We start from the raw sequence: 23,597 nt of genomic DNA, 5'->3' as shown, positions 1-23,597 counted from the left end.
CCCTGTAGTTGAACCGGTCGGCGAGGCTGGGACACTGGTTGCCATGGGCGGCACTGACCAGGCGGTCACCAGCGTGCGCAGGTCGGCGCAGCTGTTTACCGACGCGTGCGCGGTTATCCCGGGTGGGGTGAACTCCCCGGTGCGGGCGTTTACCGCCGTCGGCGGCACCCCGCGGTTCATCACCGAAGCGCACGGCTGTTGGCTTACCGGCGCGGATGGGAATCGCTACGCAGACCTGGTGTGCTCGTGGGGCCCGATGATTCTCGGTCATGCGCACCCCGCCGTGGTCGAGGCGGTTTCCCGGGCCGCCGCCAACGGATTGTCGTTCGGGGCGCCGACGCCCACTGAGACCGAGCTGGCCGCCGAAATGATCGGGCGGGTGGCACCAGTCGAGCGGCTGCGCCTGGTCAACTCCGGTACCGAGGCCACCATGAGCGCCGTGCGGCTGGCGCGTGGGTTCACCGGCAGGTCCAAGATCATCAAGTTCTCCGGCTGCTACCACGGGCATGTGGACGCGCTGCTGGCCGACGCGGGTTCGGGCGTGGCCACCCTGGGCCTGCCGTCGTCGCCGGGGGTCACCGGCGCCGCGGCGGCCGACACCATCGTGTTGCCCTACAACGACCTCGAGGCCGTGCGGCAGACGTTCGCACAGCACGGGGAACAGATCGCCGCGGTGATCACCGAGGCCAGCCCGGGCAACATGGGGGTGGTCCCACCCGGGCGCGGCTATAACGCGGCGTTGCGTGCGGTCACCGCCGAACACGGTGCGCTGCTGATCGTCGACGAGGTGATGACCGGATTCCGGGTCAGCCGCAGCGGTTGGTATGGAATCGATCCGGTCGACGCCGACCTGTTCACCTTCGGCAAGGTGATGAGCGGCGGGCTGCCCGCGGCCGCATTCGGCGGACGGGCCGAGGTCATGGAGCGCTTGGCGCCATTGGGGCCCGTTTACCAAGCCGGCACCTTGTCGGGCAATCCGGTGGCGATGGCGGCCGGACTGGCGACCCTGCGCGCGGCCGATGACGGTGTCTATGCCGCACTGGATGCCAACGCCGATCGGCTGGCCCGGCTGCTGGCCGGGGCGTTGACGGATGCCGGTGTGGCGCATCAGATTCCGCGCGCGGGCAACATGCTCAGCGTGTTCTTCAGCGAGACGCCGGTCACCGATTTCGCCGCCGCGCGCAATAGTCAGACGTGGCGTTTCGCTCCGTTCTTTCATGCCCTGCTGGATGCGGGCGTCTACCCGCCGTGCAGTGCATTCGAGGCGTGGTTCGTCTCGGCCGCCCTTGATGACACCGCGTTCGAGCGGATCGCTGACGCGTTGCCCACCGCAGCGCGGGCGGCCGCCAACGCCACCCCGGAGAGCAGACCCTGATGGCTGAACAGACTCGAGTCCACGTCGTGCGCCATGGCGAGGTGCACAACCCCACCGGGGTTCTCTACGGTCGGCTGCCTGGATACCGCCTGTCCGAGACCGGCGCGGCACAGGCGGCCGCGGTGGCCGAATACCTGGCTGACCGCGATGTTGTCGCCGTTGTCGCATCTCCACTGCAGCGTGCGCAGGAGACCGCCGCGCCGATAGCCGCCGCGCACGAACTGGCGATCGACACCGATCCCGACCTGATCGAATCGGCGAACTTTTTCGAGGGCCGCCGTGTCGGCCCCGGGGACGGCGCCTGGCGTGACCCGCGGGTGTGGTGGCAGCTGCGCAACCCGTTCACCCCGTCCTGGGGCGAGCCCTACCTCGAGATCGCGCAGCGGATGGCGACCGCGGTGGACAAGGTGCGCGCTCGCGCCGCCGGGCACGAGGCGGTCTGCGTCAGCCACCAGCTGCCGGTCTGGACGCTGCGGTTGCATCTGACCGGTAGGCGGCTGTGGCATGACCCGAGGTGCCGAGACTGTTCGCTGGCATCGGTGACCTCCCTGGTTTATGACGGTGACCGGCTGGTCGACGTGGTGTACTCCGAGCCGGCAGGCGCTTGACGATGCGCCGGCTGGTGATTGCCGCGGCGGTGCTGGCGGCACTGCTGACCGGTTGTTCCGGCCGGGACGCGGTGGTGCAGGGCGGCACATTCGAATTCGTTTCCCCCGGCGGCAAGACCGACATCTTCTACGACCCGCCGGCCAGTCGAGGCCACCCCGGGCCGCTGTCGGGGCCGGACCTGATCGACCCGGATCGCACGCTCTCCCTCGACGATTTCGCCGGTCGGGTCGTGGTGGTCAACGTGTGGGGCCAATGGTGTGGGCCGTGCCGGGCCGAGATCACCCAGCTGCAGCAGGTCTATGACGAGACCCGGGCCGCCGGGGTGTCCTTCCTGGGCATCGACGTGCGCGACAACAGCCGGGCCGCGGCCCAGGACTTCGTCCGCGACCGTCATGTGACGTTCCCGTCGATCTACGATCCGGCCATGCGCACGCTTATCGCCTTCGGCGGCAAGTACCCTACCACCGTCATCCCGTCCACCTTGGTGCTGGACCGCCAGCACCGGGTCGCGGCGGTCTTCCTGCGTGAACTGCTGGCCGAGGATCTGCAGCCGGTGGTGCAACGGTTGGCCCAAGAACCGGCGGCGGGTTCGACGCCGCCCGGACCGCAATGACCGGGTTCGCTGAGGTTGCCGCCGCGGGCCCGCTGCTGGTGGCCCTCGGATTGTGTGTGCTGGCCGGACTGGTTTCGTTCGCTTCCCCGTGCGTGGTGCCGCTGGTGCCGGGTTACCTGTCGTATCTGGCCGCGGTGGTCGGTGTGGATGGGTCCGGCGATGGTCGGGCAGCCGGGGTCGGGGTCAAGGCGCCCGCCGGGGTCCGGTGGCGGGTGGCCGGCTCGGCCTTGCTGTTCGTGGCCGGGTTCACCACCGTTTTCGTGCTGGGCACCGTTGCGGTGTTGGGCATGACCACCACCCTGATCAGCAACCAGCTGGTGCTGCAGCGCGCCGGTGGCGTGCTGACCATCATCATGGGACTGGTGTTCGTGGGACTGATCCCCGCGCTGCAGCGCCAGGCGCGGTTCAGTCCGCGTCAGGTGACGACGGTGGCGGGAGCGCCGCTGCTCGGCGCGGTGTTCGCGCTGGGGTGGACGCCTTGTCTGGGGCCGACGCTGACCGGGGTGATCACGGTTGCTTCCGCGACCGATGGCGCCAGCGTGGCCCGCGGAATCGTGCTGGTGATCGCCTACTGCCTGGGGTTGGGCATTCCGTTTGTGCTGCTGGCGTTCGGTTCGGCGGGGGCGGTCGCGGGCCTGGGCTGGCTGCGCCGCCACACCAGGGCCATCCAGATCTTCGGCGGCGTGCTGTTGATCGTCGTCGGCCTGGCGCTGGTCACCGGGGTGTGGAACGACGTGGTCTCCTGGCTGCGCGACGCCTTCGTGTCCGACGTGAGGTTGCCGATTTGAGCGCGCGAGCAGACGCAGAATCACCCAAAACGGCACGTTTTGGTGCGATTCTGCGTCTGCTCGGCCAGAAGGCACGCAACACCTGGCGGTCCCTGACCTCGATGGGCACCGCGCTGGTGCTGTTGTTCCTGCTCGCATTGGGCGCAATACCCGGGGCGCTGGTGCCGCAGCGCAGCCTCAACGCCGGCAAGGTCGACGACTACCTCAAAGCCCATCCGCTGATCGGCCCGTGGTTGAACAAGCTGCAGGCCTTCGACGTGTTCTCCAGCTTCTGGTTCACCGCCATCTACGTGTTGCTGTTCGTCTCCCTGGTCGGCTGTCTGACCCCGCGGATGATTGAGCACGCGCGTAGCCTGCGAGCCACCCCGGTGGCCGCACCGCGCAACCTGGCGCGGCTGCCCAAACACGCCGGCTCCCGGGTCGCGGGGGAGCCCGAGCTGCTGGCCGCCACCATCGTCGGCCGGTTACGGGGCTGGCGCACCGCCATCCGCCGCTCCGGCACCACCGTCGAGGTGTCCGCCGAAAAGGGTTACCTGCGCGAATTTGGCAACCTGGTCTTCCACTTCTCCCTGCTGGGTCTGCTGGTCGCCGTCGCCGTCGGCAAGCTGTTCGGCTACGAGGGCAACGTGATCGTGATCGCCGACGGCGGACCGGGTTTCTGCTCGGCATCCCCGGCCGCCTTCGACTCGTTCCGCGCCGGCAATACCGTCGACGGCACGTCGCTGCACCCGATCTGCATCAGGGTCAACGATTTCGCGGCCCACTACCTGGCTTCCGGGCAAGCCACCTCGTTCGCCGCGGATATCGCCTATCAAACCGGCAATGACCTGAGCGCAAACACCTGGCGGCCCTACCGACTGGCGGTCAACCACCCGCTGCGGGCCGGCGGTGACCGGGTGTACCTGCAGGGCCACGGCTACGCCCCCACCTTCACGGTGACGTTCCCGGACGGACAGACCCGCACGTCGACCGTGCAATGGCGGCCCGACAACCCGCAGACGCTGCTCTCCTCGGGGGTGGCGCGCATCGATCCACCGGCGGGCAGCTATCCCACCGCCGCCGAGCGTCGGCAGCACGAAATCGCCATCCAGGGTCTGCTTGCCCCGACCGAACAGCTCGATGGGACGTTGCTGTCGTCACGATTCCCGGCGCTGAATGCCCCCGCGGTGGCCATCGACGTCTACCGCGGCGACACCGGGCTGGACACCGGACGGCCACAGTCGCTGTTCAGTCTCGATCCCCGGCTCATCGAGCAGGGCAGGCTGGTGAAGGAAAGGCGAGTCAACCTGCGCGTCGGCCAGCAGGTCCGCATCGATGCGGGTCCGGCCGCGGGCACCATCGTCCGCTTCGACGGCGCGGTGCCGTTCGTCAACCTGCAGGTATCCCATGACCCCGGTCAAACCTGGGTGCTGGTCTTCGCCATCACGATGATGGCCGGCCTGGTGGTGTCGCTGCTGGTTCGCCGCCGCCGGGTGTGGGCTCGACTTACGCCGGAAAACGACGCGCCAGGTACGGTGAACGTCGAGCTGGGCGGCCTGGCGCGCACCGATAACTCCGGATGGGGTGACGAGTTCGAGCGGCTGACCGAGAGATTGTTGGCCGGGCTCGGCGAGTCCGGCACGCCCGATTCGGCCGCAGCGGCCGCCATAAGGAGCTCCCAGGTGGACGTCACATGAACACCGCGAACATCAACATCGACCTGGCCAGGTATTCGGACTGGGCATTCACCTCAGCGGTGGTCGCGCTGGTGGTCGCGCTGCTGCTGCTCGCCTTCGAACTGGCCTACGTCCGCGGCCGCAAAGTCGACGAACGAGAACTGGTGCTGGCCGGATCGGTTGCCAGCGACGCCACGACGCCCGGAATCGTGCTGGACGGCCCACGGCGGCCGTTGGACGAGCGCGTCGGGCGGGCCGGACTGGCCGTGGTCTACCTGGGCATCGGGCTGTTGCTGGCCTGCATCGTGTTGCGCGGCCTGGCCACCATGCGGGTGCCCTGGGGCAACATGTACGAGTTCATCAACTTGACCTGCATGTCCGGCCTGATCGCCGGCGCGGTTGTGTTGCGCCGTCCGCAATACCGATCACTGTGGGTCTTCCTGCTGCTGCCGGTGCTCATCCTGCTCACGGTGTCCGGGCGCTGGCTCTATACGAATGCCGCCCCGGTGATGCCCGCGCTGCAGTCCTACTGGCTGCCGATCCACGTGTCGGTGGTCAGCCTGGGCTCCGGGGTTTTCCTGGTCGCCGGGATCTCCAGCATCCTGTTTTTGCTGCGCACCTCGAGACTCGGCGCGCCGGACAGTCAACCCGCCGAGAGCACGCTGGGCCGCCTGGTGCAACGACTCCCCGACGCCCAGACCCTGGACCGGATCGCCTACCGAACCACGATCTTCGCTTTCCCAGTGTTCGGGTTCGGGGTGATCTTCGGTGCCATCTGGGCCGAACAGGCCTGGGGCCGGTACTGGGGCTGGGACCCCAAGGAGACGGTGTCGTTCGTCGCCTGGGTGGTGTACGCGGCCTACCTGCACGCCAGGTCGACGGCAGGCTGGCGGGATCGCAAAGCGGCCTGGATCAATGTCGCCGGATTTGTAGCGATGGTCTTCAACCTGTTCTTCGTTAACCTGGTGACGGTCGGCCTGCATTCCTACGCGGGCGTGGGCTAGACGTTCGAGCCCAACCGACCCGCGACGGCAAGCAAGGGGGAGTGGACGTGTCAGACCATCCGAGCGCGGGCGTGGGGGCGTCCAATGCCTACCAGGGCGAAGGCGGCAAGGATCATCCGACCATTCAGCTGCCGCCGGTGCCACACCAGCCGCCTCAGCTGGGTGAACCGCCGGTAGCGGGCGGCAGCGACGCCCCGACCCGGGCCTTCGCCGGATTTCGCACCGAGCGCCGGTCGGCCGCACGCGCGGAGGGCGCAGAGGCCCCCGACGTCGCGCAGTGGGAATCCGGACCGGATACCGGACCGGTCGCCGGTCTCCCGCGGGTGGACCCGACCGCGTACGGCGCCTACTACAACGGTCCGCCCGAGCCCCCCCGCCGAGCCCCAATACCGTCCCGAATCGGTGCCGCAAACCCCGTATCCGGAGTTGTCCACCAGCATGCTGCTGCGGCCGGTCAAGTCTCCGCCGACCGAAGGCTGGCGCCGGCTGGTCTATGTGCTCTCTGGTCAGTTGGTCAACCTGGGGGAGAGCCCGCGGGCCACCCGCTACAACAACCTGGTTGCCCAGATCAACCGGCCCATGCGCGGCTGCTACCGAATTGCGCTGGTTTCGCTCAAGGGTGGTGTCGGCAAGACCACCATCACCGCGACGTTGGGTTCCACCTTCGCCTCGGTTCGCGGTGACCGTGTGGTGGCGGTGGACGCCAACCCCGACCGCGGCACGTTGAGTCAGAAGGTACCGCTGGAGACCCCGGCCACGGTGCGCCATCTGATCCGGGACGCCGAAGGCATCGAGCGCTATAGCGACGTGCGTTGCTACACATCGCAGGCCAAGAACGGGTTCGAGGTCCTCGCGTCGGACACCGATCCGGCCGCATCCGAAGCGTTCAGCGCCGACGACTACACCCGCACCCTGGACATTTTGGAACGGTTCTACGGCTTGGTGCTCACCGACTGCGGCACGGGACTGCTGCACTCGGCGATGTCGGCGATATTGGCCAAGTCCGACATCTTGATCGTGGTGAGCTCGGGTTCCATCGATGGGGCCCGGAGCGCCTCGGCGACGTTGGACTGGCTCGAGGCGCACGGCTACGAGGAGTTGGTGCGCAACTCGATCGCGGTGATCAACGCCGTTCGGCCCCGCTCGAGCAAGGTCGACATGCAAAAGGTGATCGATCATTTCGCGCGGCGTTGCCGTGCCGTGCGGCTGGTGCCGTTCGACCCACATCTCGAGGAGGGCGCCGAAATCGTCCTGGACCGGATGAAGCGGGAGACCCGTGAGGCCCTCGCCGAACTGGCGGCGGTGGTTGCCGAGGGATTCGGTCCGGACCAGCGACGATCCAGCCCGAGCTTCGGCTGACCAGGCTACTGCCCCCCTTGCCCCAACTTTCGCAGGAACTCCGGATCGTCGTCGGGCCCGATGACGCGCGTCTTCGGTCGGCTCGCCTGCGACCGTGCCGCACGCCAGCCGATGTAGATCAACGTCCCCAATACCAGGACGACGAACAGGTAAAGCACTCGACACCTCCTTTGAGCGAATATACCCGCGCCGTAGGCTCGGGCTGTGTCAGAAGCACCCGATGGCGGCAATAGCACTGGCCGTCCGCAGATCTTGACCACCCGCGGTGTCGTCGACGTAGCCGTCTACGCCGTCGCGCGGTTGCTGCTGGCGGTGGTGGTCAGCGCGGCCATCTATGGGGTGGCTCGACTGGCCGGGTTGGCCCAATTTCCGCTCGTGGTGGCGGCATTATTCGGTCTGATCATCGCGATGCCGTTGGGCATCTGGGTGTTCGCTCCGCTGCGCCGGCGCGCCACCGCCGCGCTCGCGACGGCCGGTGCCCGCCGGCGCGCCGAGCGAGAGAAGTTACGCGCCCGACTGCGTGGTGAGGCGGCGCCGGACGAGGGCGCGGGCTCCGAAACCGGCGCAGGCTAATTCGCCCCTAGCTGTTGGGCATGCGCACCACTTGCGCCGCATAGCTCAACCCGGCGCCGTAGCCGATCAGCAGCGCCAGATCGCCCGGCTTGGCCGCACCGGTGGCCAGTAGCTCGGCCATTGCCAACGGTATGGAAGCCGCCGAGGTATTTCCGGTGTGCTCGATGTCATTGGCGATAACCGCATCCGGGCGCAGCTGCAGGTTCTTGGTCAGCAGCTCGTTGATGCGGCTGTTGGCCTGGTGCGGGATGAACACGTCGATCTCGTCGGGTTTGACCCCGGCCGCGTCCATCGCCTGTTGTCCGACCTTGCCCATCTCGAACGCTGCCCAGCGAAAAACCGCGGTGCCCTCCATGCGCAGGAACGGGCGCGGACCGGCCGGGTTCTCGGCGTGGCTGATCCAGTCGATGTCCTGCCGGATGGCGGCGGCCTGTTCGCCGTCACTACCCCACACCGTGGGGCCAATCCCTTGAATCGGGCTGTGACCCACCAGCACCGAGGCGGCGCCGTCGGCGAAGATGAAGCAGTTGCTCCGGTCGGTCATGTCCACCGTGGGGGACAGTTTCTCGGTGCCGATCACCAGTATCGTGGCGGCGCTGCCGCCCCGGATCATGTCGGCCGCAATGCCGAGCGCATGCCCGAAGCCCGAACAGCCCGCCGAGATGTCGAATGCGGGAACGTTCTGGCAGCCCAACGCTGCCGCGACGAGCGGGGCGCAGGCGGGTGTCTGCAGAAAGTGCGTGCTGGTAGCGACGATCACACCGTCGATGTCAGACCCGGTGAGCGCGGCTTTGGCAATCGCCTCCCGGCTCGCCTCAATGGCCATCGAAGCCGCCGACTCCTCGGGAGCGGCGAACCGGCGCGTTTTGATTCCGGTACGGGAGTAGATCCATTCATCGGAAGAGTCGATGTTCTCGCAAATTTCGTCGTTGGTGACCACACGCGTGGGCCGGTAGGCCCCCACACTGAGCAATCCGACGCTGCTAATCCCACTGGTGGTGGCGATCTCCGTCATACCCGTCCTCGGTTGGTGTTATGCACAGTGTGCTCCCATGGCGGCGACTCGCCCAAAACACCCGCCGTCGGCGCGCAGTCGAAGCCGCTGCAGCACGGTCACGCGGCCAACGCTAGCGCCGCCGACATTGCGATCGCCCACACCATCATCGCCAGCCCGGTATCGCGAAGCACCGGGATCAGCGCGGCACCGCCGCGGCCCGCTCGCACCGGGGCCGCGGCACGCAGGGCCACCGGTGTCGCCAGCAGGCCCACGGCGCACCACGGCGTCGCCAACGTCAGCGCCAGGGTCAGCACCGCGGCGGTGACCAGCAGCGCCTGGTACAGCACGCGGGTACGCGCGTCGCCCAGCCGCATAGCCAGGGTGATCTTGTGTGACTGCGCATCGGTGGGAATGTCGCGCAGGTTGTTGGCGACCAGTACCGCTGACGACAGCGCGCCCGTGGCCACCGCCAGCGCCAGCCCCACCCAATCAACCCGCAGCGCTTGCGTGTATTGGGTGCCCAGCACGGCTACCAGGCCGAAAAACACGAACACCGCGACCTCGCCGAGGCCCGAATATCCGTAGGGCCTGGAACCGCCGGTGTAGAGCCAGGCTCCGGCGATACAGCCGGCGCCGACCGCAATCAGCCACGGTGCGCTGGCCAACGCCAGGGCCAGACCGGCGGCCGCGCCGATCATCAGGCTCACAATGGCCGCGATCAGCACCGACCGCGGGGTCGCCAGTCGCGAGCCGACCAACCGCATCGGCCCGGTCCGGTCGTCGTCGGTGCCGCGAATGCCGTCGGAGTAGTCGTTGGCGTAGTTGACGCCAACGGTCAATGCGACCGCGACAACCAGTGCCAACAGGGCTTTCCACCACACGGCGGCGTGCAGCCAGGCTGCGGCGCCGGTGCCGGCGACCACCGGGGCCACGGCGTTGGGCAGGGTACGGGGACGCGCACCGGAGATCCACTGCGCAATATTGGCCACCATGGCATCCTGCCGCGGCCCGCGCTGACGATCGCATGGGGGCATGCACAACAATGAGCCGATGCTCGCAGTGATCGGCGGTAGCGGCTTCTATAGCTTTTTTGAGTCCGATGTACGAACCGTCAATCCAGACACCCCGTACGGCCGGCCCAGCGCCCCGATCACGATCGGCGCGGTGGGGGAGCACGAAGTCGCGTTTCTGCCCCGCCACGGAGCAAGCCACCAGTACTCGGCGCACACCGTGCCGTACCGGGCCAACATGTGGGCGCTGCGAGCGCTCGGTGCGCGGCGAGTGTTCGCCCCATGCGCCGTCGGCAGCCTGAACCCTCGGCTCGGGCCGGGCACGGTCGTCGTGCCTGACCAGCTGGTCGATCGAACCCGCGGGCGGGCCGACACGTACTTCGACTCCGGCGGTGTGCATGCCGCCTTCGCCGATCCCTACTGCCCGACGCTGCGCAGCGCGGTCACCGACCTGCCCGACGTGGTCGACGGCGCCACCATGGTGGTGATCCAGGGCCCCCGGTTTTCCACCCGCGCGGAAAGCCGATGGTTTGCCGGGGCCGGGTTCAGCCTGGTCAATATGACCGGCTACCCGGAGGCGATGCTCGCCCGTGAACTTGAACTGTGCTACGCGGCAGTCGCTTTGGTGACTGACGTGGATGCCGGCGTTGCGGTCGGTGAGGGTGTCAAGGCCGCCGACGTCTTCGCCGAATTCGGGGAGAACATCGAGATGCTCAAAAAGCTGGTCCGTGCCGGGATCGGGCGGGTGGCCGCCGAACGCGCGTGCACGCACTGTCTGATGCACGCCGGTGTCACGCTGCCGTTCGAGTTGCCATGAAGGTGCTGCTGACCGGCGCGGCCGGTTTCATCGGATCCCGGGTCGGCGCCGCACTCAGCGCCGCGGGCCACGAGGTTGTCGGCGTCGACGTATTGTTGCCCGCCGCCCACGGACCGAATCCGGTGTTACCGCCCGGGTGTCATCGGGTCGATGTCCGGGATGCCGATGCGATGGCACCCTTGCTGGCCGGTGTGGACCTGGTGTGTCATCAGGCGGCGATGGTGGGCGCGGGGGTCGATGCGGCCGACGCGCCCGCATACGGTGGCCACAACGACCTGGCCACCACGGTATTGCTGGCACAGATGTTCGCCGCCGGCGTACGTCGTCTGGTCCTCGCATCCTCGATGGTGGTGTACGGACAGGGACGTTACGACTGTCCCGAGCACGGCCGGATCGACCCGTTGCCACGGCGGCACAGCGATCTTGATGCCGGCGTGTTTGAGCACCGCTGCCCACTGTGTGCGGAGCCGGTCAGGTGGCGGCTGGTGGGTGAGGAGGCCGAGCTGCGGCCGCGCAGCCTCTATGCGGCCAGCAAGACGGCACAAGAGCACTACGCGCTGGCGTGGTCGGAGTCGACCGGGGGTTCGGTGGTGGCGCTGCGCTATCACAACGTCTACGGCCCCGGGATGCCGCGCGACACCCCCTATTCGGGGGTGGCGGCGATATTTCGTTCGTCGCTGGAAAAGGGCGAACCACCGAAGGTCTTCGAGGACGGCGGTCAGATGCGTGACTTCGTGCACGTCGACGATATCGCCGCCGCGAACCTGGCCGCGGCGCAGCTGGGTGAGGTGGATCGACACGGCTTTGTGGCGGCGAACGTCTGTTCCGGGCGCCCCATCTCGATCCTGCAGGTGGCCAGCGCGCTGTGCCAGGCGCGCGGCGACGCACTGTCGCCGGTCATCACCGGGCAGTACCGCAGCGGCGACGTGCGACACATCGTGGCCGATCCGTCGCGAGCCGCCGAGGTGCTGGGTTTCCGTGCCGCCGTGGAGCCACTCGAGGGTTTGCGCGGCTTCGCGTTCGCGCCGCTTCGTTAGCGGCCGTTTAGGACGGGTCGTCGGGTCGCCGGTAGATCTTTGGCGGCAGGGGTCCGGTGGATTCCCCGGAGCGGAAGATCCGCGGCGCCCGACCCGGCCCGGACAAAACGGTGGTGGGCGCGTCGTCGTGGGCATCGAGCGCGGCCGGGCTGCGAAATTGGGTTGTCTCGGCCTCCGATGGGACGGCGGCCCCGCCGCGGGCCGGCCCGGGTTGGCCGGTACGGCGCTGGCGCCGCCGCGGGCGCCCCGGTTGTTTGGTCTGCGTTGCTGAGCGTCGCCCGCTGATGAGGACCGCAACGACGATGCCCAGCGCCAGGCCGCACAGGGTCACGTCGAAGGTGCTGGTGATCTGCTGGGCGAGATTGTTTCCGTAGACCGGGTTGGGTCGCGCGTCCGGTGACGCCGCGAACCGGGGGGCGAGCACTACGCCCACGATGACGCGAGAAACGGTCAGGGTGAGCAGAAATCCGCATAGCGACGAGATCAGTCGGGCCGGTAGTGCCTGATTGACCAGGTTGATCCGAAGCCAGAACGCCAGCGCCGCGGTAACCAGATCGAACGCGGCCAAAGTCATGGTGTCGTATCGCGAGTAGGGGAAGTTCAACATCACCGCGGTGCTCAGATCGGTGAGCCTCATCACCACCGACCCCAGGCACCATACGGCGATGAGCAGCAGCCCGTTTCGGGCCGCTGCCCGCCAAATGTCCCTACCGATCGGATGAGTGTGGGAGCGCACCAGCGCCATTGGCGCAAAGATCGCTGCGCCCGCCGCCCAGACCAGGTAGCCCTCGTATCCGACCCCGGCCGTCGACGTGTTCTGCGCGATGCCGTGAAATGCGTCGATCTCGCGGCCGACGGGAAGGACCCACACGATGATTCCCGCGACCATGGCCGAAGCGCCGAGCGCGATGGTGGGCAGCTGGTATTCCCTGGTGCCCTTGAGCAGCCACCGGGATGCGACGAGGACCGCGACGAGCGCGACCACTCCGTAGACCAGCGCCGTGTCGATCACCGCGATGTTCTGCCTGCCGAAGCCCGATGCCGAGTTCGTCGGTTGCAGCGCGTACCGCACCCGCCAGGCCAGGTTGAAGCCGGAGCTGAGCGCCGCACCGAACATCGATGCGTAGCCCAGAATTCGGGCGGTGAACAGCCAGTTGTCGTAGTTCTCGTTGTCGCCGGGCTGCCCGGTGCTCACCGGCTGTGCGCACAGCATCGCGCCGGCGATTCCCAGCCAGCCGCCCGGCCCGACACCGCCGGGCACGTTGACGGTGCCACCGGATCGGATCGTCTGGAAGATGTCGTAGACGACGAACGCCAACAGCAGCAGCAGATAGGGGATGTTGAGCCCGAGACGCAGCCGGTTGGTCGCGGTGGGAGCAAATCGGGTGCCAGACAGCCGCCAGGGCCCCACATAGGGCACCGCGATAGCGATCAGGGACAGCAGCGTCACCGCCAGCAGCACCGCCAGCACGTAGTTGCTGCTGCCCGGGATGCGAAAGCCGAAGTAGAGGTTCCACGGGAAGAACACCGCCAGTACCAGCAGTGCTCCGCCGGTCAGGTCCCGGACCATGTTTCGCCGGTGTGCCAGGTCGAGTGTCAACTGTCCGGACTGCCCTTGTTGCGGTTGCGCACCCGCAATGGGGCCGGTAGGGGTGTCGTCGCTGCCCAGACTCACGGTGTCCCCCAGGGATCGAGGTAGGTTACGTATTGCTCCGGCTTGGTCCGGCGGTGGGGGAACCCCCTGACGGACCCGCTGCGTTGTTCGATTGCGAACATATTCTCCATTCGGACGACGCGGCAGTGGCTGAGATCGAGTGATCCGCGGACGGGTTCCGTGGTGAGCGTTCCCTAACCGTTCGGGAATCCGGTTACCCTGCGCTCAGGGGCAACCTTGTCGCTCGAATGACGAATACAGCCGACGGTATCGCAGTGTAATGATGCCGGACATTGCTGGTTGCGGGGTGGCCAGCCGAAGGAGAACCGCAAATGGACGTCGTGTTGGGGGTTGCGATCGCAGGTCCGATCGCACGCTTGGCGCTCGTCGGGGCGGCCGCCGAAGGCAGTGCCGTGATCGACCAATCCTCGGTAGATCTGGCCGAAGGCCCTGTCGCGGTGCTGACCGAAACCATAGTCGGCACGAACCAGTTGCTGGCCGACGAGGGACACCACCTGGTCGCCACTCGGTTGTGCTGGTCGGATCAGGACAGGGCTGAGGACCTGCGCCGGGCGCTCGACGATTCCGGCGTCCTCGATGTCGCCGTGCTGTCGGAGTCCGAGGCCGTCACCGCGCTGCTCGGCCCGGCGCACGCCGGCTCCGCCGTGTTGCTGGTCGGCGAGGAGACCGCCAGCCTGTCGGTGCTGGGGGGAGGGGACGCGCCGCCGACGATGCTGGCCGCCGCGCCGGTTGAAGGCGACGCGACGTCTACTTTCGACACGCTGATGACCCACCTCGATGACCAGGGCGGTGCGCCCGGTGAGGTGCTGCTGGTGGGCTCTTCGGAGCACACCACGGTGATTGCCGACCAGTTTCGTGACGCCTCGACCATGCGTGTGGAGGTTCCCGAGGACCCGACGTTCGCGCTAGCCCGCGGCGCGGCGATGGCTGCCGCCGGGGCAGGTTCGACGATGGCTCAGCAGGTCTTGGGCGGCGATGCCGGCGAAGCAACCACCTATCTGCCCCCGGAGCTGGCCGCGACGGCGTCGGGCCAGGACGAGGACGAACAGCTGGCCTATTCGCAAGCCGGCGAGAACGAGTTGCTGCCGGTCACGGGCGCGGATGAGTACGGCGACTATGGCCCCGACGATGACGAATTTGCCGATGACTACGAAGACGAAGCGCCGGCGGGTACGCGGCTCAGTTCACGGTCTTTGCTGATCAGCAACGCTGTGGTGGCGTTCGCTGTGATCGGGTTCGCGTCGCTGGCGGTTGCGGTGGCGGTGGCGATTCGGCCGACCGCGGCGTCAGAGCCGGTCGAGGGGCATCAAAACGCGCAGCCGGGCAAGTTCATGCCGCTGTTGCCGACTCAACAGCAGGCGCCGGTCCCGCCGCCACCGCCAGACGCGCCCACCGCCGGGTTCCAGGGCGGCACGATTCCGACCGTGCAGGGCGTAGTTCCCAGGCAGGCGACACCGACGGTGCCGAGGCCGGTTGCGCCGGCCCCGGGTGTGGTGCCCGCTCCGATCCCGCTGCCGATCCCGATCATCATTCCGCCCTGGCCGAATTGGTCGCCGGGGATGCCTACCCCGTCGACCGTGACGGTGACTCCGACCACGCCGACTACCACCGCGCCGTCGACGGTGACCCCGACCACTCCGACTACTACCGCGCCGTCGACTCTGACCCCGACCACCCCGACCACCACCGCGCCGTCGACGGTGACCCCGACCACGCCGACCACCGCGGTGCCGTCGACGGTGATCACCCCGACGACGACCGCGCCGATCACGCCGACAACGGTCGCCCCGACGACGGTTAACCCGACGACCGTCGCCCCGACGACCGTCGCGCCGACGACGCAGCAGACCGTGGTCCCGCAGCCGACCCAGGAGACGGTCGCCCCGCTGCCGACGCAGCAGACCGTCGCCCCGCAGCCGACCATCGCGCCGCAGCCCACGCAGCAGGCTCCCGAGCCGCCGTCCGGGGGCAGCAGTGGTGGCTCCTCCGGTGGGGGCTCGTCCTCTGGTGGGGGTTCGTCTTCTGGTGGTGGCTCGTCCTCTGGTGGGGGTTCGTCTTCTGGTGGTGGCTCGTCCTCTGGTGGTGGCTCGTCCTCTGGTGGGGGTTCGTCGTCTGGTGGGGGTTCGTCTTCTGGTGGTGGCTCGTCCTCCGGTAGGGGCTCGTCCTCCGGTGGTAGTTCCTCGGGCGGGCACTCCTCAGGTGGGGGCTCCTAGCGGCGCTGATCAACCCCTAAGGTCGGGGCATGCCAGGCGAAACGGTGACAGTGGTCTTGCCCTGCCTCAACGAGGCAGAGTCGCTACCCGGGGTGCTGGCCGCCATCCCGGGTTCCTACCGAGCGTTGGTGGTCGACAACAACAGCACCGACGACACCGCCGCGGTGGCTGCCCGGCATGGCGCGGAGGTGGTCGCCGAGTCGCAGCCGGGCTACGGCGCGGCGGTGCACGCGGGCGTGGTGGCGGCGAAGACCCCGATTGTGGCGGTGATCGACGCGGACGGCTCGATGGATCCCGCCGACCTTCCCCGGTTGGTCGCCGAACTCGACCGGGGCGCGGACCTGGTGACCGGTCGCCGGTGTCCGATACCCGGCCTGCACTGGCCGTGGGTCGCCCGCATCGGCACGGTGGTGATGAGCTGGCGGCTGCGTACCCGCCACGGGCTGCCGGTGCATGACATCGCGCCGATGCGGGTGGCGCGCCGGGATGCCCTGCTCGCCCTGGGGGTGGTCGACCGGCGGTCCGGCTATCCGTTGGAACTGCTGGTGCGCGCCGCGGCGGCGGGCTGGCGCGTGGCGGAGTTCGACGTCTCCTACGGTCCCCGTACCGGCGGGAAGTCCAAGGTCAGCGGTTCGTTGCGGGGCAGCATGATCGCGATCCTGGACTTCTGGAAGGTCATCTCGTGAGCCACGTACCGGTGACCCTGCTGGTGGTCGCCAAGGCTCCGGAGCCCGGCCTCGCAAAGACCCGCCTCGCCGCGACTGTCGGTGATCAGACCGCCGCCGACATCGCCGCGGCCGCGCTGCTGGACACGCTGGATGCGGTGGCCGCCACGCCAGCGGCCAGCCGCGTGGTGGCGCTCACCGGCGATTTGGCGAATGCGGCCCGCGGCGCCGAGATTCGCCGACGGCTCGAATCGTTCACCGTGATCGGCCAGCGCGGTGACGACTTCGCCGACCGCCTCGCCAATGCGCACGCCGATGCGGCCGACGGATACCCGGTGCTGCAGGTAGGCATGGACACCCCACAGATCAGCGCCGCCCTGCTCGCCGAGTGCGCGCGCCGGCTGTTCGAGACTTCGGCGGTCCTCGGGTTTGCCGTCGACGGTGGTTGGTGGGTGCTGGGGGTGCACACCCCGGCCGCGGCCGAATGCTTGCGCGGTGTGCCCATGTCCCAGCCCAACACCGGTGAGCTCGCGTTGAAGGCCCTGCGTGAGGGCGGCATTGACGTGGCTACCGTGCAGCCACTGGCTGACGTCGACGTCGTTGCCGACGTCGCGGTGGTGCGTGGCGCCTGCGGTCCGGACAGCCGTTTCGCACGCGTCACCCGCCTAGCCGGAATCTGAGCTCGCCCACGAATCGATCGGCGAGCGACCCCTACCAGTTGGTGAAGATGATGCTGTTCACCGCCAACGCCCCGGCCGCGTTGACCGCCAGCCACAGCCGATCGGACCGGGGCCTGAGCAACGCCGGGGCGGTGGTCAGCCAAACGGTGAACGGCAGCCAGATTCGCTCGGTCTCGGCCTTGCTGAGCATGCTCAAATCGGCAACGAGGATGGCGGCCACCATGCCCAGCAGCAGCAGGTGCAAACCGGAGCGGCGGCGGATCGCGGCGGCATCGACCACCCGGCTGATCCCGGCGACGCTGCCCAATCCGATGGCGCAGACCACGCACGCGAGATTGGCCCAGGACCAATACTGAAACGGCCGGTCATGGGCGATGCCCTGCCAGTAGCGCTGCTGCACCAGCGTGTACCCGTCGAACCACCAGAACCCCGCGACGGCGAAGGCCAGCGCCACCCCCAACGCCGCCAACACGGCCGGCCACAACGCCTTCAGGGCGGTGCGCCAGTGGTTCGCGGACGCCAGCACCGCCAAGGCGGGCAGTCCCATCAGCGCCAGGCCATAGCTGAGGAAGATGGCCCAGCCCAGCACCAGACCCGCTCCGGCGGCCCACAGCGCCCTGAACCGGGATCCGCCGTGCACCGCAATGGCCAGCAGCGTGATACCCCACGCCGTGACCCCGGCGAAGTATCCGTCGGCCGAGACCGCGATCCAGATCGCCGTCGGCGCGATCGCCACAAACGGTGCGGCCCGGCGCGCGACGTGCTTGCCGGCCAATGCGCCCACGGCGATCACCATCGCCGCCGCCGCGCTGGAGCCGACCAGCAGGCACAGAAATCCGGCCCAGGCGCCGCCGCCCAGACCGATCCGATCCAGCCAGACGAACGTCAATAGCGCGCCCGGCGGATGTCCGGAAACATGGGTGGTCCAGGAGTTCGGCTGGTAGTCAACAATCCGGCTGGCGAACGTGCGCAGCATGACGGGGATGTCGGTGACGCCGCCGACCTCCGAGAGGTACTCGTCCTTGGTGGTCAGCCGGCCGGCGAAACCGCGCTCAAACCCGTCGATCATGGCCAGCGAAAAAGCCCATCCGCACGCGGTCGCCCAGGTGGCCAGCGGTAGCACCCGCCAGGAGAGCTTTCGTGCCACCCGCGGACCCCAAACCAGGACGGCCAGCGCCAGCAGGATCGCGGCAATGGTGCCCCAACTGGCGTGGATGTCCCAGTAACCGAAGATCGGTGCCGCGCCGGCTCGCGACGCGAAGCGCTCCAGGCCGATGTCACGGCGTGGTTTGACGCCCAAGTCCAACCGCGGCAGCACGAACGCGGCGGCAACCAGGACGACACCCACGGTGACGGCTGCTGTTTCCCGGCGGGCGATCCTCACGATCGCTCAGCCTATTGGTCGGTTGCGGCGGCGAATCGACGCACCAACGCCCGCCGATCGATCTTGCCGATGCCGCGCCGCGGCAGCTCGTCGACGACGTGCAGTTCTCGGGGTGCGGCGGTGATGGCCAGCGTGCCGGCGACGTGTGCCCGAAGTTGATCCAGCGTTGGGGTGGGGCAGTGGGCGCGGACCACGATCGCCGCGGCGACCCGCTGACCCAGCCGGTCATCGTCGAGTCCGAACACCGCGCAGTCGCTCACAGCGGCGTGGGTGGCCAGCGCGGATTCCACCAGCTGCGGCAGCACGGTGAGCCCGCCCGTGCTGATCGCGTCGTCGGCGCGGCCCAGCACGCTGAGCACGCCCGAATCATCGAGCGCCCCGAGGTCGTCGGTACGAAACCAGCCGGGCTCGGCGAACGGGTCGGGTTGTACCGGGTTGCGGTACCCCTTGGCCAGCGTTGCGCCGCCGATCATGATGCGGCCGTCCGCGGCCACGCGCAGTTGCACGCCGTCGAGGGCAACACCGTCGTACACGCAGCCTCCGCAGGTTTCGCTCATCCCGTAGGTGCGAACGATCCGGATGCCGGCGGCGGCAGCGGCGTCGAGCACCGGACGCGGAGCCGGTCCACCCCCGATCAGCACCGCGTCCAGTTCGGCCAGGGCGGCGGTGGCGGCGGGGTCGCCCAGCACCTTGGCCAGCTGAGCGGCGACCAGCGAGGTGTATCGCCGGCCGGAACCCAACTTGTCGACAGCGCGGGGCAGTTCGGTGATGTCGAACCCGGCGGACACATCGAGTTCGACCGGGACGGTACCGGCGAGCGCGCTGCGCACCAGGACCTGCAGGCCGGCGATGTGAATCGCGGGCACGGCCAGTAGCCAGTTGCCGGCTCCGCCGAGGCGGTGATGGGTCGCCGACGCGCTGGCGATCAACGCGGCCGCGGTCAGGAGCGCCCCCTTGGGCGCCCCGGTGGTTCCCGACGTCGTGACGACCAGCGCCACATCGTCATCGATCTGGTCGCCGACCCGCAACGCGCTCACCACCGTGGGGTCAGGTCTTGACCCCACCGCGACCGTTGCCGGAGCCCGGCCGGCAAGAATCCGCTCCAGGGCGGGCAACAGCACCGGGACCGCGCTGCCGTCGGGGACGGTCAGCGCCCGCAGGACGGTTATGCGCGGTCCTCGCGGGCGTCGTCCAATGGCCAGCCCGTGGCGGCCAGCCGGGCCCGGACTCGCTCGATGTCCTCCGGAGACGGCAAATCGTCGGTGATCTGGGTGATCGCCACCCCGATGTCGATCTGGTCGAACTCACCGCGTCGCATCAGTTCGGTGGCGACGGTTGTGACGTCCTCGTTGGACAGCCGCCGGCAAAGTAGTGCAAGTAACGCAAAGGAGTCGGTCGGTGGAACTCCGTCGGGATAGCCCGCACGCAGCCACGACACGATCGAGGTAAGAAATCGATTCACGCCGCCAGAACTTCCCGTTGAGTCAGTGGACAAACACTGTGTCAAGGCCCCCCTTGACGTTACTTGGTTTTCGCCCCCAGGATGTGCCAACCGATGTGATGTGCAATGAAGTCGCGGGCGATATAGAGCACGCCGATGACCACCACAGCCAGGATGATCGCAAAGATCATCCAACCGAGAGCGGTCAGCACGGTACGCCGCAGCGGGGCATGTGTGCCGGTGATCTGGCCGCTGTCGGCCTGCAGCCGTACACCGACTGCAAACAGTGCGGGTATCCCGGCCCCGGCCAGCACGCTGAAAATCAGGATCTTGCTGGTGGCCTCGTAGTTGAACCAGTGATTCATGAGGGGTTACCAGCCGTGAGCGCGTCGTCACCGCCATATCTCGGCGTGTGACCGTTGGAGTGAGGACTCGGCGGTGGTGGTGGCGGCGGCGGTCGCTGCCGATCCGACGGCGATGGCGCGGTCGGTCCCGGCGCCCCGTCCAGCCCGGCAGTGAGGCTGCCTTCCCACTCCGCGTTCACGTTGGTGTGGTCGACCCGCGCCTTGCGCGAGCGGAGCCAGATGGTGGCGGCGACCAGACACAGCAGGGCGAAACCGATGATGGCGCCGGGGTACCCGCCGATCATGTGGACCAGCCAGTAGGTGATCGCTCCGACCAGGCCGGCCAGCGGAAGCGTGATCACCCACGCTGCCACCATCCGGGTGGCCACGCCCCAGCGGACCTCGGCGCCGGGCTTGCCGACGCCACTGCCCAGCACCGACCCGGTGGCGACCTGGGTGGTTGACAGCGCGTAGCCGAAGTGCGCCGACAACAGGATGACCGCCGCCGATGACGCCTCGGCGGCCATGCCCTGGGGCGGCTTGATTTCGACCAGGCCCTTGCCCAGCGTCCGGATGATGCGCCAGCCACCGAGGTAGGTGCCGCCCGCCATCGCCAAGGCGCAGGACACAATCACCCACAACGGAGGCATGGTGGCAGAGGTGCTGACCGCGCCGTAGGATATCAGGGCCAGGAAAATCACGCCCATCGTCTTCTGCGCGTCGTTGGTGCCGTGCGCCAGGGAGACCAGGGACGCGGAGCCGATCTGACCGCGACGGAACCCGCGCTCGGTGTCCTTCTCCGAGACGGTCGCGGTGATCCGGTAAACCAGCCAGGTGCCGATCGCCCCGACCAGGGTGGCCAGCAGCGCGGCCACCACCGCGGGCGCGATGACCTTGGACACCACCCCGCTCCAGATGACGCCGCGGCCGCCGACGGCGGCGATCGTCGCTCCGACGATGCCCCCGATCAACGCGTGCGACGAGCTCGAGGGGATGCCCAGCAGCCAGGTCAGCAGGTTCCACACGATGCCACCGACCAGGCCGGCGAATACCAACTCCAAGGTCACCAGGTTTGCATCGATCAGACCTTTGGCGATGGTCGCCGCGACAGCGGTGGACAAAAAGGCGCCTAGCAGGTTCAACGCGGCCGAAAGTATGACGGCTGTTCTGGGCGCCAGGGCGCCGCTGGCGATGGAGGTCGCCATGGCGTTGCCGGTGTCGTGAAAGCCGTTGGTGAAGTCGAATGCCAACGCCGTGATAACGACGATGATCAAGAGGAACAAATCGATGTTCACAGTGCCTGATTCTGCGGGTCGGGGTAATCCATTGTCGAACGGGGAAATGTGTGAAACCCAGGTGGGCTGCGACTCGTCGCCAGATGTTACCTAGCAGTTAACCTTGCGTTCGTTGTCGTTCACTTCGGGTGTCCCTGCGCAACGGGTGGTCGCCGGGTATCTCCACAAAAATCAGCGTGATTCCATCCGGATCTGTGACGTGCATCTCACGCAGACCCCATGGCTCGCGACGCGCCTCACGGGCGATCGGCACCTGGCGGCTCTCCAACTCGGCCTGGGTTGCCGCGATGTCACGCACCTGCAGCCACAACGCACCGGGAAATGGTCCCAGACCGTGCTCCGGCTCGCCGTACCCGGCCAGCTCGAGCAGCGACTGCCCGGCGAAAAAGACTGTTCCGGAGGGGTATTCGCGTGCGATCGCCAGACCGATCTGATCGCGGTAGAAGGTTAGTGAGGCCTGATAATCCACCGGCCGGAGCAGCATCCGGCTGGCCAGAATCTCCATGCTGTCGTGTCTATCACGTTCCGGAGCACCTGCTGCGCAGGAGTTGGGCTCCCGGGCCGGTGAGATCGACGCAGCCCGCGGCCCGCCCGGTCATGGCGAGCAGCAGCGACAACAGTGGTCCCTCGACGCGCTCGCCCTGGCCGTGTCGCCAATCGTCATCGGTGGCGCATAGCTGGAGTCCTGAAATTCGCTTCTTGGCGCCGCTGAGCAGGTTGGAGCCCCGCTAGAAGTCGATGGTCTGGCGAAGCGCCCCCGGCGAGTAGGTATGCGGGATGCCCAGCGGCTGCCGGATGTCGGCGCCATGCAACACGATCTCGCCCAGCCACGACACCTTGGGGCCCGGTGGCGCCGACGTCGCGTGCTGCAGGCCGCGGAATTCGTCGAGGGTGGCGGCCGGATCGGGGCCGAGGTGCTTGGCCAGTTGTCCGTTGGTGAACCTGTCGAAGCTGAATCCGGCGGCTGCCATCCCGAGAAAGAACCGGGCCGGATTCAGCGATGCGGTCGCGCAGAGGTGCGCCACCACGTCGCGCACCCCCCACCCGGCGCACAGCGACGGGGTTTCCCATCGATCTGCCGGCAGCGTGGCCAGGTCGTCGGCGAGTGCGCCGCGCTCGGCCGCGATCGTGGTCCAGATGTCAGCCATGGCGAACTCCCGAGTCAGTCAGCGATCGTTGAGCTGGTCGTCACGCTGTTGCATAAGTGTATTGACCCACCGGGGGCCCAGGGTGTTCAGCGCCTTGGCCATCAGGGCGATCCTGGGCGCGATCCGCACCGGACGGGTGCGCGCGGCGGTGATCATCCACTCCGCGGCCTCCTGTGGGGTCAGTGCGGGCATCCCGGAGTAGGCCTTGGTCGGCGCGATCATCGGTGTGGCCACCAGCGGGTAGTAGAGCGTGGTGGAATGGACGCCCCCGCGGCCCCACTCCGTTTCGATCGTCCGGCTGACCGCCGACAGTGCGGCCTTGGACGCGTTGTATACCGAGAACAGCGGCGAGGCCTCCGACAGCACGCCCCAGGTCGTGACGTTGATGATGTGCCCGTCGCCGCGTTCGAGCATCCCCGGTGCCAGCCCGCGGATCAGCCGCAGCGGGCCGTAATAGTTGAGCACCATGGTCCGCTCCACGTCGTGCCAGCGCTGCAGCGATTCGGCCAGCGGCCGGCGGATGGAGCGGCCGGCGTTGTTGATCAGGATGTCGACCCCGCCTAGACGGTTTTCGACGTCGGCGACCAATGCGTCGACGGCGTCGAGGTCGGAGATGTCGCAGGGCGCCGACATCGCCACCCCACCCGAGGTGGTGATGCGGTCGGCCACCGCGTCCAGCAAGTCCTTGCGGCGGGCGACGGCGATCACGGTGGCGCCCTGGCGGGCGAACTGCTCGGCGGCGGCTTTGCCGATACCCGAGGAGGCGCCGGTGATCATGACGCGCTTGCCGTCGAGGGCAACCGGTTTGATCGGTGGCCGGTTGACCAGCAGTTGTGGTGCGATCGGCGGCCGCATGCCGGCCAGCGTGATCTGCTCGGTCAACCGGCGCAACGGGCTCTTGCTCACGGGTGGGGA

24 protein-coding genes and 1 pseudogene are annotated in these 23,597 nt (G+C 68.2%); 13 read left to right on the top strand and 12 right to left on the bottom strand.

Features of this window, described 5'->3' with window-relative positions:
* Nucleotides 1-43: 43 nt before the first annotated feature.
* The 7 genes and pseudogenes from hemL (at nucleotide 44) to MMSP_RS23900 (ending at nucleotide 7,403) form a co-directional block, all read left to right on the top strand.
* Nucleotides 44-1,375, top strand: coding sequence for a glutamate-1-semialdehyde 2,1-aminomutase (hemL, locus tag MMSP_RS23930; RefSeq protein WP_020788684.1), 1,332 nt, complete (start codon nucleotides 44-46; stop codon nucleotides 1,373-1,375).
* Nucleotides 1,375-1,983, top strand: coding sequence for a histidine phosphatase family protein (locus tag MMSP_RS23925; RefSeq protein ID WP_020788683.1), 609 nt, complete (start codon nucleotides 1,375-1,377; stop codon nucleotides 1,981-1,983). The genes hemL and MMSP_RS23925 overlap by 1 nt, the downstream gene beginning before the upstream one ends.
* A 2-nt stretch (nucleotides 1,984-1,985) precedes the next feature.
* Nucleotides 1,986-2,597, top strand: coding sequence for a TlpA disulfide reductase family protein (locus tag MMSP_RS23920; RefSeq protein ID WP_015354498.1), 612 nt, complete (start codon nucleotides 1,986-1,988; stop codon nucleotides 2,595-2,597).
* A complete protein-coding gene (locus MMSP_RS23915; protein ID WP_015354499.1) occupies nucleotides 2,594-3,385 on the top strand; it encodes a cytochrome c biogenesis CcdA family protein in 792 nt (263 codons plus the stop codon). The genes MMSP_RS23920 and MMSP_RS23915 overlap by 4 nt, the downstream gene beginning before the upstream one ends.
* A gap of 101 nt (nucleotides 3,386-3,486) precedes the next feature.
* On the top strand, nucleotides 3,487-5,061 hold the full coding sequence (locus MMSP_RS23910; protein ID WP_036427516.1) for a cytochrome c biogenesis protein ResB: 1,575 nt from the start codon (nucleotides 3,487-3,489) through the stop codon (nucleotides 5,059-5,061).
* The gene (gene ccsB / locus MMSP_RS23905) at nucleotides 5,058-6,044 is read left to right on the top strand and encodes a c-type cytochrome biogenesis protein CcsB (protein WP_020788681.1); all 987 of its coding nucleotides are present in this window, start codon (nucleotides 5,058-5,060) and stop codon (nucleotides 6,042-6,044) included. The genes MMSP_RS23910 and ccsB overlap by 4 nt, the downstream gene beginning before the upstream one ends.
* Before the next feature lie 47 nt (nucleotides 6,045-6,091).
* Nucleotides 6,092-7,403 (top strand): annotated as a pseudogene (locus MMSP_RS23900) (MinD/ParA family protein).
* A 5-nt stretch (nucleotides 7,404-7,408) separates the two neighbouring features.
* Here MMSP_RS23900 and MMSP_RS27090 read toward each other — a convergent pair.
* The gene (locus tag MMSP_RS27090) at nucleotides 7,409-7,561 is read right to left on the bottom strand and encodes a hypothetical protein (RefSeq protein ID WP_020788679.1); all 153 of its coding nucleotides are present in this window, start codon (nucleotides 7,559-7,561) and stop codon (nucleotides 7,409-7,411) included.
* A 46-nt stretch (nucleotides 7,562-7,607) separates the two neighbouring features.
* Here MMSP_RS27090 and MMSP_RS23895 point away from each other — a divergent pair, with 46 nt between their 5' ends.
* Nucleotides 7,608-7,976 (top strand): DUF4229 domain-containing protein, encoded by a 369-nt coding sequence (locus MMSP_RS23895; protein WP_020788678.1) that lies wholly within the window; start codon nucleotides 7,608-7,610, stop codon nucleotides 7,974-7,976.
* Between the two features lie 7 nt (nucleotides 7,977-7,983).
* On the opposite strand, the gene MMSP_RS23890 is transcribed toward MMSP_RS23895, so the two are convergent.
* Both MMSP_RS23890 and MMSP_RS23885 read right to left on the bottom strand, forming a co-directional pair.
* A complete protein-coding gene (locus tag MMSP_RS23890; RefSeq protein WP_020788677.1) occupies nucleotides 7,984-8,991 on the bottom strand; it encodes a beta-ketoacyl-ACP synthase III in 1,008 nt (335 codons plus the stop codon).
* A gap of 98 nt (nucleotides 8,992-9,089) precedes the next feature.
* Nucleotides 9,090-9,962, bottom strand: coding sequence for a 1,4-dihydroxy-2-naphthoate polyprenyltransferase (locus MMSP_RS23885; RefSeq protein ID WP_020788675.1), 873 nt, complete (start codon nucleotides 9,960-9,962; stop codon nucleotides 9,090-9,092).
* 61 nt (nucleotides 9,963-10,023) lie between these two features.
* Between MMSP_RS23885 and MMSP_RS23880 the strand changes: the two genes are divergently transcribed.
* Together MMSP_RS23880 and MMSP_RS23875 are read left to right on the top strand one after the other, a co-directional pair.
* Nucleotides 10,024-10,800, top strand: a complete 777-nt coding sequence (locus MMSP_RS23880; RefSeq protein WP_232022862.1) for an S-methyl-5'-thioadenosine phosphorylase — start codon at nucleotides 10,024-10,026, stop codon at nucleotides 10,798-10,800.
* Entirely contained in the window at nucleotides 10,797-11,837 is a 1,041-nt protein-coding gene (locus MMSP_RS23875) for an NAD(P)-dependent oxidoreductase (RefSeq protein WP_012392810.1), read from the top strand. The genes MMSP_RS23880 and MMSP_RS23875 overlap by 4 nt, the downstream gene beginning before the upstream one ends.
* Nucleotides 11,838-11,844: 7 nt before the next feature.
* Here the strand turns inward: MMSP_RS23875 and MMSP_RS23870 are convergent, their stop codons facing one another.
* A complete protein-coding gene (locus MMSP_RS23870) occupies nucleotides 11,845-13,512 on the bottom strand; it encodes a hypothetical protein (RefSeq protein WP_020788673.1) in 1,668 nt (555 codons plus the stop codon).
* 311 nt (nucleotides 13,513-13,823) lie between these two features.
* On the opposite strand from MMSP_RS23870, the gene MMSP_RS23865 reads away from it, so the two are divergent.
* Genes MMSP_RS23865 through MMSP_RS23855 form a run of 3 tightly spaced genes read left to right on the top strand, consistent with a single transcriptional unit; the run spans nucleotide 13,824 to nucleotide 17,070 of the window.
* Nucleotides 13,824-15,725 carry a hypothetical protein gene (locus tag MMSP_RS23865; RefSeq protein WP_020788672.1) on the top strand — a complete coding sequence of 634 codons (1,902 nt, stop codon included), beginning with the start codon at nucleotides 13,824-13,826 and terminating at the stop codon, nucleotides 15,723-15,725.
* Nucleotides 15,726-15,754: 29 nt separating this feature from the next.
* A complete protein-coding gene (locus MMSP_RS23860) occupies nucleotides 15,755-16,411 on the top strand; it encodes a glycosyltransferase family 2 protein (protein WP_036426924.1) in 657 nt (218 codons plus the stop codon).
* Nucleotides 16,408-17,070 carry a DUF2064 domain-containing protein gene (locus MMSP_RS23855; RefSeq protein ID WP_020788670.1) on the top strand — a complete coding sequence of 221 codons (663 nt, stop codon included), beginning with the start codon at nucleotides 16,408-16,410 and terminating at the stop codon, nucleotides 17,068-17,070. Before MMSP_RS23860 ends, MMSP_RS23855 begins: the two co-directional genes overlap by 4 nt.
* Nucleotides 17,071-17,101: 31 nt before the next feature.
* On the opposite strand, the gene MMSP_RS23850 is transcribed toward MMSP_RS23855, so the two are convergent.
* The 8 genes from MMSP_RS23850 to MMSP_RS23815 form a co-directional block, all read right to left on the bottom strand.
* Nucleotides 17,102-18,454: a hypothetical protein gene (locus tag MMSP_RS23850; RefSeq protein ID WP_015354508.1), complete on the bottom strand. Its 1,353-nt coding sequence runs from the start codon at nucleotides 18,452-18,454 to the stop codon at nucleotides 17,102-17,104.
* Nucleotides 18,455-18,465: 11 nt separating this feature from the next.
* Complete coding sequence (menE, locus tag MMSP_RS23845) at nucleotides 18,466-19,551, bottom strand: o-succinylbenzoate--CoA ligase (RefSeq protein ID WP_231991533.1); 1,086 nt, start codon at nucleotides 19,549-19,551, stop codon at nucleotides 18,466-18,468.
* Between the two features lie 68 nt (nucleotides 19,552-19,619).
* Nucleotides 19,620-19,916 (bottom strand): DUF3349 domain-containing protein, encoded by a 297-nt coding sequence (locus MMSP_RS23840; protein ID WP_011738932.1) that lies wholly within the window; start codon nucleotides 19,914-19,916, stop codon nucleotides 19,620-19,622.
* A gap of 59 nt (nucleotides 19,917-19,975) precedes the next feature.
* Nucleotides 19,976-20,260 carry a hypothetical protein gene (locus MMSP_RS23835; protein ID WP_020788669.1) on the bottom strand — a complete coding sequence of 95 codons (285 nt, stop codon included), beginning with the start codon at nucleotides 20,258-20,260 and terminating at the stop codon, nucleotides 19,976-19,978.
* Nucleotides 20,257-21,534 carry an inorganic phosphate transporter gene (locus tag MMSP_RS23830; protein ID WP_020788668.1) on the bottom strand — a complete coding sequence of 426 codons (1,278 nt, stop codon included), beginning with the start codon at nucleotides 21,532-21,534 and terminating at the stop codon, nucleotides 20,257-20,259. Before MMSP_RS23830 ends, MMSP_RS23835 begins: the two co-directional genes overlap by 4 nt.
* A 97-nt stretch (nucleotides 21,535-21,631) precedes the next feature.
* On the bottom strand, nucleotides 21,632-22,039 hold the full coding sequence (locus MMSP_RS23825) for a VOC family protein (RefSeq protein WP_015354511.1): 408 nt from the start codon (nucleotides 22,037-22,039) through the stop codon (nucleotides 21,632-21,634).
* 223 nt (nucleotides 22,040-22,262) lie between these two features.
* Nucleotides 22,263-22,682 carry a maleylpyruvate isomerase family mycothiol-dependent enzyme gene (locus MMSP_RS23820; RefSeq protein WP_020788667.1) on the bottom strand — a complete coding sequence of 140 codons (420 nt, stop codon included), beginning with the start codon at nucleotides 22,680-22,682 and terminating at the stop codon, nucleotides 22,263-22,265.
* Between the two features lie 18 nt (nucleotides 22,683-22,700).
* The gene (locus MMSP_RS23815; protein WP_020788666.1) at nucleotides 22,701-23,588 is read right to left on the bottom strand and encodes an SDR family oxidoreductase; all 888 of its coding nucleotides are present in this window, start codon (nucleotides 23,586-23,588) and stop codon (nucleotides 22,701-22,703) included.
* Nucleotides 23,589-23,597: the final 9 nt, after the last annotated feature.

The organism is Mycobacterium sp. 012931, from assembly GCF_000419295.1.
GTDB lineage: Bacteria > Actinomycetota > Actinomycetes > Mycobacteriales > Mycobacteriaceae > Mycobacterium > Mycobacterium marinum.
The sequence above is the reverse complement of the archived record's forward strand: the minus strand, read 5'-3'. Positions and strand labels throughout refer to the sequence as shown.